Below are 17,921 nucleotides of genomic sequence, written 5' to 3' on the forward strand. Positions count from 1 at the left end.
ATCTATATTTATTTCTCTAGCATGTTAGTTCGCATTTCTTACTAGTACACCTTCACGTTCATTCGCCAAACTTAACACATACTCTCTCGTATACTCTGTATCGTAAACCTCATAATTATTAACCAACGTTGTAACCCTAGAAAAATCCACTTTTACAGATTTCCCAATAAAAATCTTAGGGAAAATTGCCTCATCGTGTACTTCATCTTTTCCTAGAAGCTCTTCATACATTTTCTCCCCAGGTCGAATTCCTGCATACTTGATTCCAATCTCTTCTTCCGTATACCCTGAAAGTTCAATCAGATTTTTCGCTAGGTCCACAATTTTCACAGGTTCACCCATATCTAATACAAAAATTTCTCCACCTCGAGCAAGCGTTCCGGCTTGCATAACCAGCCTAGAAGCCTCTGGAATAGTCATAAAATATCTAGTCATATCAGGATGAGTAACTGTAAGAGGACCACCTGTTTGAATTTGCTTTTTAAACAAAGGAATTACACTACCACGACTTCCTAAAACGTTTCCAAAACGAACAGCTACGAACTTTGTCTGGCTATGCCTATTTAATTCTTGAATTACCATTTCTGCAATTCGTTTAGTAGAACCCATAACATTTGTAGGGTTGACAGCTTTATCAGATGAAATCAGTACAAAGTTACGGACCGAAAATGTATCGGCCGCCTCTGCTACATTTTTTGTACCAATTACATTATTTTTCACAGCTTCCTTAGGGTTATATTCCATTAGGGGAACATGCTTATGAGCTGCAGCATGATAAACGACATCCGGTTTATGTGTATCCATTACTTCAAAGATACGATCTCTATCCTGAACATCGGCTATAACAGGTAAAATTTCAATAGTGGTTTGATACTTCTGACGCAACTCCATATCGATGGTGTAAATACTATTTTCTCCATGACCTAATAAAATAATTTTTCTAGGATTAAACTTACAAATTTGACGACAAATCTCAGACCCTATAGAACCTCCAGCACCCGTTACTAAAACTGTTTTACCACCAATTGTTTCTAAAATGCCTGCATGATCAAGCTCCACAGGTTCTCTTCCCAGTAAATCTTCAACTTTTACGTCTTTAAATTGATTAACAGATACTTTTCCTAGCATAATATCTTCAATTTTAGGAATAATTTGTGTTTTAGCTTGAGTTTTTGCGCATTCGTTATATATTTCTTTTAACTCACTTGCCTTTAAAGATGGAATAGCAATAATAACATAATGAACGTTAAACCGTTTAACCGCATCTTGTATGACTTCTTTTCCACCTAAAACAGGTAATCCCATAATCTCTAATTTGTGTTTTTTTACATCATCATCTATAAAAGCTACAGGGTAAAGCTTACTTTCATGATTGGTTTTTAACTGCCTTGCTATCATGGTACCTGCTGATCCTGCACCTATAATAAGTGTGCGTTTGTAATCGGCTATGTTTTGCTTTTTAAAATATGTGTTTCGGAAGATAATCCATACATAGCGAGAGCCACCTATTAATAAAATATGTAGAAGCCATGCAATAAACAACGTTCTAAAATAAATGTCTTGGAAGAATGCTAGTTGTATAATAGCAGTAACTACAACGGAGAATGTTACAGATTTAAAAATAGCCCACAGTTCACCAATACTTGCATATGACCAAGCCTTTTTATAAAGATGAAATACATTGGCTAAAACATGATGTGCTATAAATAAGCTGACAGAACTAACAAGCAGTGTTTTCGTAGTGAGAATTTGAAAATAAGGATGTAAAATAAAATAACTAACGTATACAGATCCTAATACAATAATGGAATCTAGGAGCATTAAAAGAGACATTCTCTTTTTATAATTCAAGTTCTATCACCTTTCTTACTTCATATTTTTAAATTGACGGTTATCTCTTAAGATTTAACCTGCTGTCATTCGCTAAGTCCTCCTTTCTTGCTCTAATAGTTTGATTGAGTATTTTTTGTATGTACATTAACTGCTCAAGCGTTGAATCCTGTTTAATATACCTAACTGCCTTTTTTACACTTTTCGGTAAAGTATCAAATTCGTTCATAGCTCCCTGATCACTTCTTTCAAAAAACAATTTATACACATTTAATAGACAAGTATTGTCCATACTTGTCTATTAAATGTGTATAATAAATAGGGCATCAAACCCTTCCTCACACCGCGCTATTGACAACTCTAGTGTCTAAGGTGATACTTTTTTCACCCACAGCGTAGCCGAGTACCTCCTTTGTTAATGATAAGGAGACATCACCATTTCTTTATTTAACTAACCCCCAATAAAAATACGCCCAAAGAATAAATCTTATTTACCAGGCTTATTTTCACTATTAATGTTATATTCATTAACAATGTTACTTTAGTCTTGAATCAAAAATAATAGTATCATAACAATTTATTCTTGGATATGAAGTATTTTGTATTTTTTTGTCGAAAAAATCACTTCACGCATAAGATGTCGTAATCAATACCTGAAAAGTGGATTTCTTGTCATTAATTGTTTATTCATAATTCTTTAGATTGATATAAATAACATAAAAACCCTTTTCATTTTGTATACTTTTTAACATTTTTTCTTCTCGTTATCTATTTTCAAATAAAAAAGACCTATACAAAAATAAAGATCTTTTTAATATGTTTTAATAGAATTTTGTTGGATATAGATCTTTCAGCGAATGTTGTCATATATATTTTTAGAATCATAAAACAACTAAAAAAACTCCTCAAAAGATATTTGTGGAATTTAGTTATTTTAGCCTATTAAACATTCTAAAAAGCAAATTAGTATTGCTTAAATGAGCATCAGCTCTACACAAAGATATTTAAACTTTTTTAAGTTTTTATTTGTGTTAAAGAGAAAAGTATATAAAAATTTATTTTGTGAAATACGAACTAGAAAAAACTTGCATTTTAAGCTTTTTTCTCTTACTATATGTGAATAATCTAATGAAGAAGGAATTTTTTGTATGATAAAAAAAATAATAATTTTATTGATGATGTTAAGCATTGCTCATTTCTCCCATACCCCTCATTTATTAATCACAGATCCTAGTACCTGGAGAAATTCTTCTGTATGGGATCACGATGCAACCTTATGGAGCATTTTAAAGCCTGGTAGTGACTTTTATGATGCTTATTCTTATGGATTTGATTTAGAGTTTATTTTGCGTAAACTAGCTCATATTTCATTTTTTGGTGTGCTAGCTCTATTGTTTTATTGGAATTTAAAAGAAAGACGGGGACGTTTTTTAAAAGCATGGCTTCTACTAGCCGCTTTTGCTTTTTTAGATGAGATTCATCAAGCATTTATTATTGGCCGTGATGGACGTATTGCTGATGTAATGATTGATTCATTTGGAGGAGCCCTGTTTTTATTTTTCTTGTATAGCTTTAGAAATAAAAAAACGAGCAAAGTCTCCAATTTAAATTGAAGCTATTCCTCTTAAAACCCCTTGAGTGAAAGATGTGTTCAAGGGGTTTTAATTTAACTTTATCTTGGTCTTGGTCTTGCTTACTAACTAATCAGCTATAGATGAATATAAATGTTCATTTCCAATACGATTTCTCAATTATCATGGATTATCCGCACTAAAACTTCACACTAAATTAATTTTATAAAGTTGATGATCTATTTCCATTTTATGATAATATTACTGTATCTATTTTAGTAGATACTAAATCCATACATTTATCGTTGTTTTATAATTAATAAGTCAATTGTAAGGAGATGAAACTTTGAAAAAGAAGCTTGCACTTTATCTGCCGCTCACTCTTTTATTAATTGGGATTATTTATATAGTTACGAATAGACCCAATAAACCCCCTATCATACAAAAAACTAACACCAGTCAGATTTATGAAGCTGAAAAATCTATATTAAACGGGACCAAAATAAGTAAAGAGGTTAGGGGTTATTCCGGAGATGGATACGTAACTAATTTTCATAAAAAAGATGATTCTGCTATTTTTATTATCGATGCCCCTCGAGAAGGTTTGTATAAATTAGCTATACGTTATAGAGTCTCAACTGGACGAGGAGAAAAACACGCTGCGGTAAATTTAAATAGCGAACCTTCTGTACAGATAATATTAAAAGAATCCGATAATTTCAAAGAGTTGAATATAGGGAAGGTTTTGTTACATAAAGGGAAAAACACTATAAAAATACGATCTGGATGGGGTTTTTATGACTTAGATTATATTAAACTTACTCCTACTTCTAAATCAAATACTTTTACATATAAAAATGAAAAAACTGCGATTAATAAAGAACTTGTAAATCAACATGCAACGAAAGATACTAAATCCTTAATGAAATTTCTTGTAGATCAATACGGAAAGAAAATTTTATCTGGCCAACAGGATATGTCTGGCGTTCAATGGCTTAATGATAATATCGGCAAAAAGCCTGCTGTTGCGGGGTTTGACTTTACTGATTATTCTCCGTCTAAAGTTGCGTACGGACGTCAATCAAATCAAGTAGAAGAAGCAATCAAATGGCATCAGCAAGGAGGAATCGTTACATTTTCATGGCATTGGAATGCTCCTAAAGACCTTATTAAGCAGCCCGGAAAAGAGTGGTACAAAGGTTCCTATAAAAATGCAACGACCTTTAATCTTCAATATGCTATGGACCATAAAGACTCCGAAGATTACCGTTTGCTTTTAAGGGATATTGACGCAATTGCCGTGCAGCTAAAAAGACTGCAAGATGCCAAAGTTCCAATTCTATTTAGACCATTGCACGAAGCTGAAGGCGGATGGTTTTGGTGGGGTGCAAAGGGTCCTGAACCAGCTAAGCAGCTATACAAACTGATGTATGATCGAATAACTTACTATCATAAAATTAACAACATTATTTGGGTATGGAATTCTGTATCTGAAGATTGGTATCCAGGTGATAGATATGTAGATATTGTTAGCTATGATTCCTATCCTAAAGCCGGGAACTACAATGCGATAAGTTTGCAATATGATCGATTGAATTCACTTGTAAGCAACAAAAAACTTGTAAGCTTATCAGAAAATGGACCTATTCCTGATCCAACTGATTTGAAGGATTACCATATCTCATGGAGTTGGTTTCTTACTTGGAAAGATGAATACTTGAAAGATGGTATTATAAATAGCCGAGAGCATTTATTGAGGGTGTATAACAGCCCTTATGTCATTACACTTGACGAACTTCCTGACCTTCAAACTTATGAATAGCTATATGAGAACATCCCCATCAATAATTGATGGGGATGTTCTATGTAAACACTATAATTTTCTAGTCTCTGATCCATCCGTCTTTTATTTCCAAATTTTTAACTATTTTTGCTGGCGAACCGGCTACTAGCACATTAGGGGGTACATCTTTATTTACTACACTTCCAGCTGCCACAACGGAATTTTCACCAATTGTTACGCCGCTCAAAATTGAACAACCTCGTCCAATCCAGACGTTATTTTCAATTACTACTTGCTCACTCTTTAGAGAATCATTAGAATCTACAAGATGATAGTTACTGTCAATTATATTTGTCAATGGACCTATCTTTACATTATCCCCAATTCTAACAGATCTAGCACAGCCTATATCTACACCATAATTAATAAATACATTATTTCCAAATACTATTTTTGATTCTTTATTTTCGGTATTCAAGCTTACTTTTATGGGACGCCCTGTAATTGACAAGTTGTCTCCTGCTACAATCTGGCCTTGAGATTTTACTGAACATCCTCCTCTTAATCGTGGCAACTTACCTGATTTCGAAAGCTTAAACTTTAGCAAACTCCCCTTAGTTACTGCAAATGCTTTATCTACAACCGTCATCTAATATAACTTCCTTTCCATTATTATCAAATACCTTCAAAATACTACATTATTGGTCACAAAGGAAGTACTTTAGAATAAATAGGTATATCTTCACTAAGAAACCATATTTAAAAGGGCATTTTATTGTCTATACATTCGTTTTTATCTTCTGGTTAAATCTTCATTAGTTTCTTGATTAATAAACAGATTATCAGACAAATGTTTATTTAACGTAATAACAAACGCTCTTTTTCTTTACCTTTTAAGAGCTGCCACCAAGTGTCGTTATGTTGATACCATTTAATTGTTTCAAGAATCCCTTCTCTAAAATCGTAAGTGGGGGCCCACCCCAACTCTTCCATAATTTTCGTGGGATCATTAGCATATCGATAATCTTGGGATAGCCGGTCATCTACAAAATGTATTAAACTTTTTGGCTTATTCAATATTTCTAAAATTGTCTCTACCACTTCTATAGTGCTCCTCTCTTCTCGAGCTCCTATATTATATACATTTCCTGGTTTACCTTTATGAATAACCAAATCGATGGCACGGATGTTATCCTTTACAAATAACCAGTCACGTATGCTTGCTCCATTACCGTGTACGGCAATATGGTTATTTTCTAAAGCGTTTGTAATTGTCATTGGAATCAATTTTTCAGGATATTGAAATGGTCCATAAGTATTGGCAAAACGCACAAAACTCACATCAATTCCATAGGTATCATGGTAAGCTTTAACTATAAAATCTGCTCCTGCTTTACTTGCTGAATAAGGGTTCGTGGGAGATAAAGGGGTTTTTTCATTAAAATAACCATCATTCCCCAATTCACCGTATACCTCATCTGTAGATATTTGTACATATTTCTTAATATCATTTTTCATGGCTAAATCTAATAATATTTGTGTTCCCATAATGTTAGTCTGAACAAATACATGAGGCGTTAGAAAGCTCCTATCAACGTGAGATTCAGCGGCAAAATTAACAATTACATCTATTTTTTCCTCTTTAATCACGGTTTCTACTAACTTCGCGTCACATATATCCCCTTGAACGAACTTATAACTACTATTACTTTTCACCTTTTTTAAGTTATCTAAATTTCCTGCATAAGTAATTTTATCTAAATTAATAATCTTATATTTTTTGTAACTTGCAAGCATAAATTTAATAAAATTACTTCCAATAAACCCTAACCCTCCTGTGACCAACAAATTCATTATTATCCCCCTCTAAAATTACATTAATAACCATATTATAATCATATATACCTACGTCTGTATATAATTAAATTATAATGATAATTCTCTTGGCGTTGTTCAAATAGGGTTTCACCCTCCTCCATTATTGAAGTTGCCTGTTAAAAAATATAAACTAATCCTCTTTAATATATCTACGGGTAAAGCTTTCAACCTTCAAGAAGTTTTTATACCTAGGAACAAAAACCAAATAAAACCACTCATTATAATACTGGGTTGATGATTTTACTATATTAAGAAAAAAACTTTAAAGAGGCGATGCTTTGCCTCCCTGAGTAGAGCACTTGATTCACTTTGTGATATCCATCGGTCATAGGGTTTGTTCTATCCATAGTACACTCGTGACTTTTTATCGACATAAAAAATAGCTTCTCATAAAAAGAAGCTGGTTTAAAAGTAATTTCTCTACTTAGATTTTTATCCCCGAGACTTTCCCTGTGTTATCAACGCTTAGCTTCCAGCTTTGTCCGTCAGGCGATTTAAGGGTCAGGCTGTTTCCTTGCTGAAACTCGAGGTTTCCGTACATTTTGCTTCCGGACGTTGCCACCCAAGAGGAACCGGGCATCATGGAAGACGTGCCAAATATCCGGTTAATTCGAAAGCGCTTGTGATCTTTTGTATATTCGCTTAGCGTAAGTCTCATTTTATACAGCGTATTGGCTCGCACTTCTGCCGTTACCGTGTTTCCTAAGTTGTTTTTTACATCTTTTGCCGTTGTCCACGCACCGTCTAGTGCTGTTAGATATTCAAATTTAATATTTTTAGGTGACTCACCCCATCCAAATGAAACGCCGGCCATATTCAGCATTTTAATTGGATTTGCAGTAAAGTCCATTTCAATCACAACGGGAGCTGAAGCCGGCACGTCAAGGTAGTTCATGCTTTGTTCATCAACTAAGCTGAAGCAGTTGCTGATGCTTCCTCCGTACGGGGCTTTTCCAGCAATTTGTTTGACGGTATATTTTTTATCAGCTTGTACGAAAATATCGTCTTGATTGCCGATGATATCAGGTTTTCCTGGAAGTCCTGGGGCAAATATATTTCGGGTTTGTTCAAAAGGAGAAATAATATCATTATACTGTCCGTTGTTTAAAATAGATGTGGATAAAAGGTTGGAGGCAAGCTGATTTCGATGCGCGATACTCGTAAATTCTACGGGCGGTTCTCCGCCGTTCATTAAATACGTATCCCAAATATGTCCTTCGAATATGTTATAAGCACCTGAACATTTAATCGCTCGTTTCGTTTGGCTGCGGCACTGCATTTGAAAATGACTAAAGCTGTTTCCTGACGTTTCATACGGCACGTCACTAATACCAGCCACGTCAACTCCATACTGACAGCCGTCAATTGATAAATAGCTAAAGTTATTTGCGTTGATCCATGCAGGTGTATTAATATTGGTGATTTTTTCAGTTTGCAGCAGCACACCCCTTTCAAAGTTGCGAAGGTGTACAAATGATACGTTCACAAAGCTAATAAAATCCCATGCCTTTTGGCAGTAAAAATAAATGCCTTTTCCGTTATAAGCACCAGACGTATTAATCATACTGATGTTGCTTATCGTCGTTTTGTTTCCTGTTTCTAATTGCTGCGATCCGTGAAGGTAAATGACCGAAGAGGTAAATGATGGGTCGGTCACTTCAACTGTTCCACCTGAAATCGACGCATCTTTTTGCAGCGTAAATACATGATAGTTTCCCGTTACTTTAAGTTTGGTTCCGCTGTCCATTTCAAACGAAATAGACGGTTTAATCTCAAGAGGTGATGCGATGGCATACGTATAGTTTCCTGTTAGTAGTACTCGTGATAAATTGTTAGCCTCTGCGTAATCAATTGCTTGCTGTATCGCAGGGGCATCATCCGTCACGCCGTCTCTTTTCACGCCAAAACAAGCGGCGTCGACTATTCTTTCTTCACTGCAGTTTTCCATTAAACTCATCTCGCTTTCTCAGCAGGTGTAAAGCATGTACTGCTTCTATTAATTTATGCGTTTTGACTACCTGTGGTTCACTGTTTTCATAGAAAAAAAAGCTTCCGTGTTAGAAGCTTTTTCCGCTTACGTTTACGTATTGATTAGCAGTCGATGCAATCATTTGACTCGCTGTAAAGTGCTGTTCGACTTTTTTTCTCGCTCCTTTGGCAAAATACTGTTGTCGTTCTTGCTCAGCATACAGCTCAGTGATTTTCTCAGCAAATGCTTCAGGTGAATAAGTCGGGATTAAATAGCCCGTGTCTCCGTTTGCTATCGCTTCTTTCACGCCGCCTACATCAATTGAAATCATCGGTGTACCGACGGCCATTGCTTCTAAAACAACCATTGGAAAGACTTCACGGTGAGAAGTTAACAGAAGCATATCCATTTTCGTAATAAATGCTTCTGGGTCTTCTACTTCTCCCCATATCTTTATCTTTTCAGATAAGCCTTGCTGGTGAATAAGCTCGTGAATTCGCTGCAGCTCAGGCCCTCCTCCTCCGATATGAAACTTCATGTGTTCGTTACCTTTCAGCAGTGAGGCAATTTCGATAAACAGCTCGTGATTTTTTTCTTTTGAAGCTCTTGCTAACAGGCCAATATGACAGTCGAGTGAAGCACCTTTTTCCTTAAACACAAATTGATTCAGATCCACTCCGTTATAAATTGTTGTCACTTTACCGCTATTTACGCCAAGGTTCATTAACTGCTCTTGTTCAAAGCGGCTGACGGTAATTACTTGATGCACATAAGAGTTTACGAGTTTACAAAAAAAGCTTTTTGCCTTTTGTTCAAGCACCGTTACATTATGCTTTGTATAAAGTATTTTTACTTTTTTTCGCAGCACTCGATTTACGCATACTGCATACATCACCATACGCAGGCTGTTGGCGTGAATGATATCAATTTGACAGTCACGCACTTTTTTCCAAAGTACATAAAGGTTGTGAAGGTGATTTTTTCTGCTTAAAGGCGTAAACCGTTTTTTATATTGAATTTTGTTGTACAGTTCTCCCATTGCAGCTGCTGTATATACGGTAATATCCGGATGATTTAACTGATTTTCGAGCTTGCAAAAATACGTTTCTGCTCCGCCTGTAATCAATTTATCCGTAATTAAAAGTACGTTTTTCAAGACTTCACATCCTTTACGATTTTGAGAGGTTTTTACTTTTGGCATACGCATTCACGCTGTACTGCACAAAATAAGTCGTGCTTTTCCATAGAGGCAGCCGCTCTTGCTTACGAAGAAGGTTCCAATACCTCGTCGCTGCTTTAAGCTTGTTTCTAGAAACCGAGTGAGATACAAGACGGTAATAAGCAAGTGACTCTTGAAGACCGTACGCAGTATAGCCTTTTCTCAGCAGCGACAGCCACAGTGCCGTGTCTTCTGGCTGAATGCTTGGCATTGAAATTGCGGAAATTTGTTTTTTATCAAGCATCACCGTCAAACAGCCGATAATGGTGTTTCCCACAAGCGTCTTGTAATCAACGCTTTTAGGAACGTTCACTTCAACGCCTGTTTTTTCACCTTTTTCATCCATTATGCTGTAGCCTGTATAGGAAAAAGCGCAGTTTTTCTCAAGCATAAATGCCACTTGTTTTGTAAGTTTTTCTGCGTGCCATACATCATCGCTGTCTAAAAAGGCAAGAAAACGTCCGTTTGCTGCATTTATACCTTCATTGCGTGCCGCTGCGGCTCCTGAATTTTTTGTAAGCTGAAGCAGCTGAATACGTTGATCTTTTCTACTGAAGTTCTTTACTACTTCAGCCGTTTCATCTGTTGAACAGTCGTCAATCACCAGCAGCTCCCAGTTGAGGTAGGTTTGCTGCTGCACGGATTTGATGGTGGATGAAATGAAGGCTGCGCAGTTATAAGCAGGTGTAACGATTGAAACGAGGGGCTGATTTTGTTGAAAGTTTAAAAGATTCATCTCGCACTCTCCTCACTTTGATGATTTCGTAAATAGCCTGACAGCAGCGCTAAGTATAAAAAGAACAGCTCATTTACAATTAACGAAAGTGACATCATTTGAAGCAAAAAACCAACAAACGTTAAAAATAAGTAAGGTTCTTGTTTATGAATTTTTTGTTTCAAAAGCTGAAGCAACACAAGAAGTAAAAAGCTGAAATATAAGCAAAAACCAATCATACCCGTCTCTGATAAAATCTCTAAAAACGTGTTATGAACGTACAGCGCCTCACCGTAGTAAAACGAGTTGTACTCTAAAAAGTTAAAAGCGCCGATTCCGGCAAACGGATGCGATGAAAAAAACTCAAATGCCCGATTCCACAACGAAAACCTTCCGCTTCCTCCGTCATGTAAAAAATCATCGGCCCGTTCCGTTAAAATGGTAAACACGTTAAAATTCGTCATAAAATGGGCGATAAGAGCAAGTGCACCAAATAAAAATACAAACGACAGAACTGTTTTGAGACTGTTAAGCGAACGAGTAATGAGCAAATACAGAATCAACACAGCGACCATAGCAATTAATCCGCCTCTCGAGAACGTTAAAACGCTTGCTAATGTGCTAAGTAAAAGTCCGACTTTATTTTTAGTACTACCGCTATTCGTTAAAAAGTAAGTAAAAAACAGCGTATTATAAAATACATAAATATTAGGATCATCCAGTACGCCAATCAACCGCGGATAGCTGCGGTCAATCATCACGCCCCATTTGATAATTTCTACATCGGACGCAAATTGAAAATGAACCGCTTGAAGACCTGCCATATAAAGCAGTAAACTCACGCCGTTAAAAAGAATGCCCGCTCCGGTTAACGCACGTTTGATGCTGCCGCTATGAAACTCTGCTATGACATATTTCATCAAAAAATAGCAAACGAGAATAAGCAAAACGCCTAGCATAATACGAAGACTCGCTTCTGGGTACAGAGAAAACGCTCCGGTCATACAGTAAAAAAGATAAAATAAAAGCAGCAGCACTTCATATGCTTGAAGCTTATAGACGTAAAAAGAAGCAAAGCTAAGCAGCAGAAGTGCAAATAAAAAAATCATGTACGGTTTTAATGCAAAACCAATATTGACGTTATATTTGCTTAGCGTGACAAGAACAAAAAGGCAAAACAAAACGGTCGATTTTCGATTCTGTACATATACACTATCCATTTTGTGCCTCCTTTCTGTTCTCTACGTTTACTGGTTTGTTTTTTTGCAGGTAGCCTAGCGCTTGATTTCTAATCTCTTTATCTAGCAGCGTCAGCAGTAACACAAGCAGTATGTTTACGCACAGCGCAATAAACGGGTGCTGTGAAAATAGCAGCGTGGTAATTGCAAGCGTGCTTCCAAATAAGCAAACAAAAATCGGAAAGGTTTTACGCATGATAATGACTCTTTCAGGGTTGCATAGCCAGCAGCCGAGAAACAAGATTCCTTCAATCAGCAACGCAGCATACACGGCTCCCATCACAGAATAAGCAGAGCTTAAAAAATAGTAAAAAGCAATTCCCGATACAACAGCAATGAGCTGAACGCCCGTTCTTCTTCCTTGAAGTCCTTTTGTTGTTAAACCGTCTGCTAGTGCTACACTTAGGCCTTGGAAAATCAGCATCAGCGACAGCCACTTTAACGCATCTCCGGCCGCAGCCCATTTCTCTCCAAACAATAAAGACACGGCAAGATCGGATAAATGATAAAAAGGTAGCGCCGTTATCATTCCTACTAAGCTCATAAGCTTCACTTGAAGAATATTTAACTGTAAATGTTTGTCTGTCTTCTGATGATTATAATGGCGAAATAATACTGGATAAAACGCACCTGCTACAATTCCTGGAACTTGATACAGCGCCGATGGAATGCGGTACGCAACGGCAAACACACCAACGGCTGCAAGCGGAATTGTATTTTCTAATACGATTGGACCAAGCTGCGGCAGCAGCATAATCAGCAGTCCGCTTACAATAAAGGACCCGATATTCTTCAGCAGTCCCCGTTGAATTCGCTTTTTAAAATTAAACGATACTCTTTTCCCAACCATCCACAGACCGTACACTCCTGCTAAAAAGTAGGAAAAGCCAAACAAAAACGAAATAAAAAACGCGCTTGCATGCATCAGCATCCCAGCTGTGAGTAAAACAACAAGCAAAAGAGCTGAATAGATCCGAATGGCTCCTAAGTGATGCATTTGTTCAGTAAGCTGAAAATACGTAATCCCGATGCTTTGCATCGCAAGTCCTGTCACCATCGGCACAATCAAGTAATACATCATCTTTACAAGTGATGCTTCGTGATAAAACAAGGAAATCACTATATACGCTCCTGCAAACGTCGCAAGCAAAAGCAGAATTCTCATTTTCACATACGATGACAAAAGATGATCCACGTCCGCCTGCTTTTTAGAGCCTTCGCGAAGAACCGTATTGCTTAAGCCAACGTCAGTAAAGTAGCCTAATATCATCGCAAAAGCTAGCGCTACGCTGAATCTCCCGTAACTAGCTGCGCTTAAATACTGTGCCAGTACGATAAGCGCAGCTGCATTTAACAAACGTGATACAACGGTACTAATAAATAAGTGAACAATGTTTTTCCAAATGGAATTTTTCTTCATACATCCCTCTTACTCCATCGTTTTAGCAAATTGCTGAGCTAACGTTTGATGATAATAGTCGTACGTTTTAGCTAATCCTTTTTCCAGCGTAAAAGCAGGCGACCACTTCAGCACTTTGATGCTTTCTTTATTGCACAGTCTGCTGTCTGCAATATCTCCTTCTCGCACGCTGTGATAAGCAGGTATTAAGTGACTGCCGGATATGCTTTTCATCGTAAAAAAGAGTTCGTTGATGCTAATGCTGCTGTTATTGGAAATATTAAACGTGCCGCATCCTTCATACTGAATGGCTTGTAAACACGCCTGGCTCACGTCTTCTACGTAAATAAAATCTCTTGTTTGACGGCCGCTTCCGTAAATAATCGGCTGCTGGTTCGTGACAAACCGGTCAAAAAAGATTGAAATTACGCCGCCTTCACCCTGTGAATTTTGCCGTGAACCGTATACGTTGCTGTAGCGAAGAATCACGTAGTCAATATCATACAGCTGCTTGGCAAGCTTCAAATATTCTTCAGATGTAAACTTTGACAGTCCGTAAGGTGAAGCTGGACTCGTTGGATGAGTAAGCGTAATTGGAGTAACGTTCGTATTTCCGTACACGGCAGCTGATGAAGCAAAAATGATTTTTTCAGCTCCGTGTTTTTTGCATGCATTAATAATGTTGATCGTTCCTTGAATATTAACATTGGCGTCATGATGAAAATTAGTAACGGAATGAGCCACGCTCACTTGAGCCGCTTGGTGAACAACATAATGAGGTTTAAACTCGGCAAATACTTTATCTAATTCTTCACTCACAATATCTCCGTAGTGAAAAGAAATGCCTCGATTTTCTAAGTTTGCTATTTTTCCCGTTGATAGATTGTCGATTACCTTTACTTCAAATCCGTTTTGATAAAGAAGCTCTGCCATATGTGACCCAATAAAACCGCATCCGCCTGTAACTAATACTCTTTTCATGTTATCCCTCTCCTATCTTGATCCGTCTCCTGTTACAATGACTCTTAGCGTTTTTATCATAATCTTCACGTCAAACCGTATATTCGTATGTTGAATGTAGTAAAGATCGAGCTCCAGCTTTTCTGCTGGCGTTAACTCATATCCTCCGTTAATTTGCGCCCAGCCTGTTAGTCCAGGCTTAACAGCAAGCCGCTGACTAAACGAAGGAAGTGTTTTTTGAAATTCTTCTATAAATACTGCTCTTTCAGGTCTTGGACCGACAATCGACATATCGCCTTTTAATACATTCCACAGCTGAGGCAGTTCATCAATTCGCGTTTGGCGAATCAGCTTTCCTACTCTGGTAACGCGGCTGTCATTTTTAACGGCCCACTGCGCTCCGTTTTTTTCCGCGTCACTGTACATCGAACGCAGCTTCATGATGGTAAATGGCCTGCCGCTTTGACCCAGACGCTCTTGAAGAAAGAAAGGTGAACCCGGTGTTTCAATCATCACAATAAGCGCAAACAACAAAATAACAGGCAGCAAAACCACAAGAGCTATAAACGAAATCACAATATCAAACATGCGTTTACACAGTGAGTAAAAAAGTGTAAATTCTTTTTTTAGCACGTCGGAATCACTAATCGTTTTCGAGACAATTTGATTCATCGTTTCACTTCCTTCTATATAAAGTGAGGAGCTAGTGAGACGGACTCCAAATAACGCCTAGTACATGAATCCGCGCTTTTTCCAGCATATTTTTTGTTTTGACAACGGCATCTGCTTTTGTTTTGCGTTCTTCCACAACAAGCATTGTCGCATCACATTTTGCGGCAAGAATATGAGAATCTGTCTCTTCTAAAAACTGAGGCGTTTCAAAAAGAATCAAATCGTATTCTTCTTTCCATCTTTCTATAAGCTCATCAAAGTACGTGGAAACAAATAATGTTGATGCGTTTCGAAAGTGAGATCCTGCCGTAAGCACGTCCAGTCCTTTGTACGACGTTTGTTTAATCGGTAAATGACGGCTTTGCTTGTTTACTAACACATCCGTTAACCCTTCTGAACTTCCGAGATGAAAAAGCTGATGAAGAGAAGGACAATGGACATTTCCGTCAATAAGAAGAACATTTTTTCCTTGTTCAGCAAATGAAATCCCTAGCTTTGCCGTCATAAGCGGCTTTTTATCGTTCACTTCCGCTGATGTGATTGTCAGGCATTTGGCTTCACTATTCAGCAGAACCTCAACATTTTTTCGAATCATATTTGTTTGGTTGATGGTTTTAGCATCTTGATACAGTGAAAATGGATACTTTCTTCGTTTAAAACTCAAGGTTCTCCCTCCTAGTCTTTGCCTCATCACTGCCTTGCTTTTGGTTTCTCTTCATTTTTCGAGGTTGGAGTTCGATATGCCCAATGACAGGGAGACCGATAAGCTTCTCAATTTCATCTTCATTTCGAAGTGAGTCATCTGCGTATTCACGAAAAACAGCAATCGCTACTCCAAGCATGAAGCTTACGACAATTGCTATAGCTGCTACAGGAAGCGGTTTCGGAAAGATTTGTTCACTATCAGAAGGATCTGTCAGCACTTGAATATTGCTTCCTTTCATTAGCTTCTCAGCTTGATTTTTTGATAGAAAAGCGACTCTGTTTGCAATTTCACTTACTTGTTTAGAATCGTGATCTCTGACTGTAATATTAATAAACTGAGAGTTTTCATTGTGCTGAACGGTGATTTCATCACTTAAATCTTTTATTGAGCTTTTTAAGCTCAATTCATCTTTTACTCCTTTTAATACAATAGGATTTTTAATAAAATCGATGTAAGAAGAAATCAATTGTGTGTTCAGCTGTGTAATATTTGCGATTTCATCTACATTTTTAGAAGTTGCTTGATTTACCAGCACTTGAGCTGACGCTTGATATGTTGGCTTTAACACATAGAAACTTACCGCAGCAATACTTGTGCTGGCTAACAGCATAGTGGCTAAAACAGTCAGCCACCTTTTTTTTAAGATGTAAAAGAAGTCCTTAAGCTGAAGCTTATCTTGCATAATAATGTCCCTCCAACTAATCATTTATGGCTCAAAATGCCTTAATAGCGGCTAATTGTACGTCTATTATTTTTTAAAGCTATATTCTTATTTTTAACTAACATCTTTCCAAATTTGCATGAAGGTTTCTCAACAAAACGGTTAACTCCAATAGCCAAACAAAATGATGCAAAGAAACAAAGACATAAAATTATTTCATACGGCAACCGTCCATGCAGAAGATAAATAAACGAAAATAAGACAATTAAATGGACTAAATATAAGCTATATGAAATTTCACCTAATAAAGTAAATATTTTCTTTTTCAGCATTTTAGAAGCAGCTGGTGATGCTAATGCGAGAACGATTAGAATACAGCTTCCTGCCATTGCTAATACATTTCGGCATAAAAAGTTATTTGTAATATCATAGTTTGTTAGTACGCCTTCAGAAAGATAGAGTGCAAAGCCAATAGTGATAATCCCTATTTTTTGCATCCAGCTTCTTGCACGGTATACATGAATGAAAGTATCTCTGTACTTAGCTGTTATGGCACCAGCCATAAAAAGAAGCAAATAATGAAATGAAAGTAAATAACTCGTAGGTGTTAATGAAGATTGATTTACCAATAACAACAGAGATGACACTGCAAAAATGAAAAAGAAAAGCCTCATTACTTTTTGACCAGATAGCTTGACTAATACCAACAAAATTAAAGGAAACAAAAGAGAAATTCTCATTTCATGAACAAGTGACCAAATCACATTGTTGTAGGCATCAGTATTGTATGTCCCGATTAAAAAGAAATGTTCAATTAGTAATCTTGGCGATTCTCTCATGTTCCAAGAATTGTTAAACCATAGACTTAATTCATTGATCCCTCCTTGAGCGAAAAGTAATTTACACCCAATCGCAAGACAAACAGAAAACAGATATGGAAGATAGATCCGGCACACTCGCCTAATTACATATTCTCCGTAACGAAAAGAACTGCTTTCATAAAACGGAAGAGCTAATACAAAACCGCTTAAAACAAAAAACAAAACAACCGACTCGTTGCCGCTGCTAAAAAATAACCGTAGCGGACTTTCTTTTAACACGTACATCAGGAAAGAAGAATGAATTTGATAGCTGTATTCACTGAAACTTGGGAAAATCATGAGGTAATGATTAATAACAACAAATAAAGCGGCCAATCCCCTTACAGAGTCAAGTTCTACGTAACGCTGTTTCATACAATCCCCTGTCTAAAATGTAGTAGCACAACGCGATTATTCTTTTAGATCACGTAATTCGGCTCGTTCATTCTCTTTCTGTACA

Annotated in this window: 15 protein-coding genes; 2 read left to right on the top strand and 13 right to left on the bottom strand. The window is 36.9% G+C overall.

Annotation, left to right across the window (positions count from 1 at the left end; all coding sequences use genetic code 11):
• Positions 1–24: 24 nt before the first annotated feature.
• Positions 25–1,851 (bottom strand): polysaccharide biosynthesis protein, encoded by a 1,827-nt coding sequence (locus LAV82_RS09320; protein ID WP_499715958.1) that lies wholly within the window; start codon positions 1,849–1,851, stop codon positions 25–27.
• A 1,127-nt stretch (positions 1,852–2,978) separates the two neighbouring features.
• Between LAV82_RS09320 and LAV82_RS09325 the strand changes: the two genes are divergently transcribed.
• Together LAV82_RS09325 and LAV82_RS09330 are read left to right on the top strand one after the other, a co-directional pair.
• Entirely contained in the window at positions 2,979–3,443 is a 465-nt protein-coding gene (locus tag LAV82_RS09325) for a VanZ family protein (RefSeq protein WP_499715959.1), read from the top strand.
• 304 nt (positions 3,444–3,747) lie between these two features.
• Complete coding sequence (locus tag LAV82_RS09330; RefSeq protein ID WP_499715960.1) at positions 3,748–5,223, top strand: glycosyl hydrolase; 1,476 nt, start codon at positions 3,748–3,750, stop codon at positions 5,221–5,223.
• A gap of 61 nt (positions 5,224–5,284) precedes the next feature.
• Here the strand turns inward: LAV82_RS09330 and LAV82_RS09335 are convergent, their stop codons facing one another.
• From LAV82_RS09335 to LAV82_RS09390, 12 genes are all read right to left on the bottom strand, one after another.
• Positions 5,285–5,833: an acyltransferase gene (locus LAV82_RS09335; RefSeq protein ID WP_034264091.1), complete on the bottom strand. Its 549-nt coding sequence runs from the start codon at positions 5,831–5,833 to the stop codon at positions 5,285–5,287.
• 209 nt (positions 5,834–6,042) lie between these two features.
• On the bottom strand, positions 6,043–7,038 hold the full coding sequence (gene rfbB, locus LAV82_RS09340; protein ID WP_499715961.1) for a dTDP-glucose 4,6-dehydratase: 996 nt from the start codon (positions 7,036–7,038) through the stop codon (positions 6,043–6,045).
• Between the two features lie 448 nt (positions 7,039–7,486).
• Positions 7,487–9,019: a pectate lyase family protein gene (locus LAV82_RS09345; protein WP_499715962.1), complete on the bottom strand. Its 1,533-nt coding sequence runs from the start codon at positions 9,017–9,019 to the stop codon at positions 7,487–7,489.
• 100 nt (positions 9,020–9,119) lie between these two features.
• Positions 9,120–10,187 carry a glycosyltransferase family 4 protein gene (locus LAV82_RS09350; RefSeq protein WP_499715964.1) on the bottom strand — a complete coding sequence of 356 codons (1,068 nt, stop codon included), beginning with the start codon at positions 10,185–10,187 and terminating at the stop codon, positions 9,120–9,122.
• A 13-nt stretch (positions 10,188–10,200) separates the two neighbouring features.
• Positions 10,201–10,986 carry a glycosyltransferase family 2 protein gene (locus LAV82_RS09355; protein WP_499715965.1) on the bottom strand — a complete coding sequence of 262 codons (786 nt, stop codon included), beginning with the start codon at positions 10,984–10,986 and terminating at the stop codon, positions 10,201–10,203.
• Positions 10,983–12,185 carry an O-antigen ligase family protein gene (locus tag LAV82_RS09360; protein WP_013055817.1) on the bottom strand — a complete coding sequence of 401 codons (1,203 nt, stop codon included), beginning with the start codon at positions 12,183–12,185 and terminating at the stop codon, positions 10,983–10,985. Before LAV82_RS09360 ends, LAV82_RS09355 begins: the two co-directional genes overlap by 4 nt.
• Entirely contained in the window at positions 12,178–13,623 is a 1,446-nt protein-coding gene (locus tag LAV82_RS09365; RefSeq protein ID WP_207371931.1) for an oligosaccharide flippase family protein, read from the bottom strand. The genes LAV82_RS09360 and LAV82_RS09365 overlap by 8 nt, the downstream gene beginning before the upstream one ends.
• Before the next feature lie 9 nt (positions 13,624–13,632).
• Positions 13,633–14,583, bottom strand: a complete 951-nt coding sequence (locus LAV82_RS09370) for an NAD-dependent epimerase/dehydratase family protein (RefSeq protein ID WP_499715966.1) — start codon at positions 14,581–14,583, stop codon at positions 13,633–13,635.
• A gap of 12 nt (positions 14,584–14,595) precedes the next feature.
• Positions 14,596–15,234, bottom strand: a complete 639-nt coding sequence (locus tag LAV82_RS09375) for a sugar transferase (protein ID WP_013055814.1) — start codon at positions 15,232–15,234, stop codon at positions 14,596–14,598.
• 31 nt (positions 15,235–15,265) lie between these two features.
• A complete protein-coding gene (locus LAV82_RS09380; protein ID WP_211078511.1) occupies positions 15,266–15,898 on the bottom strand; it encodes a CpsD/CapB family tyrosine-protein kinase in 633 nt (210 codons plus the stop codon).
• The gene (locus LAV82_RS09385; protein ID WP_499715968.1) at positions 15,888–16,622 is read right to left on the bottom strand and encodes a YveK family protein; all 735 of its coding nucleotides are present in this window, start codon (positions 16,620–16,622) and stop codon (positions 15,888–15,890) included. Before LAV82_RS09385 ends, LAV82_RS09380 begins: the two co-directional genes overlap by 11 nt.
• Before the next feature lie 41 nt (positions 16,623–16,663).
• Positions 16,664–17,836 (bottom strand): acyltransferase family protein, encoded by a 1,173-nt coding sequence (locus LAV82_RS09390; protein WP_499715969.1) that lies wholly within the window; start codon positions 17,834–17,836, stop codon positions 16,664–16,666.
• Between the last annotated feature and the right edge of the window lie 85 nt (positions 17,837–17,921).

Origin of the sequence: Bacillus sp. ILBB4, from assembly GCF_035064545.1 — a bacterium.
Taxonomy (GTDB): Bacteria; Bacillota; Bacilli; order Bacillales; family Bacillaceae_H; genus Priestia.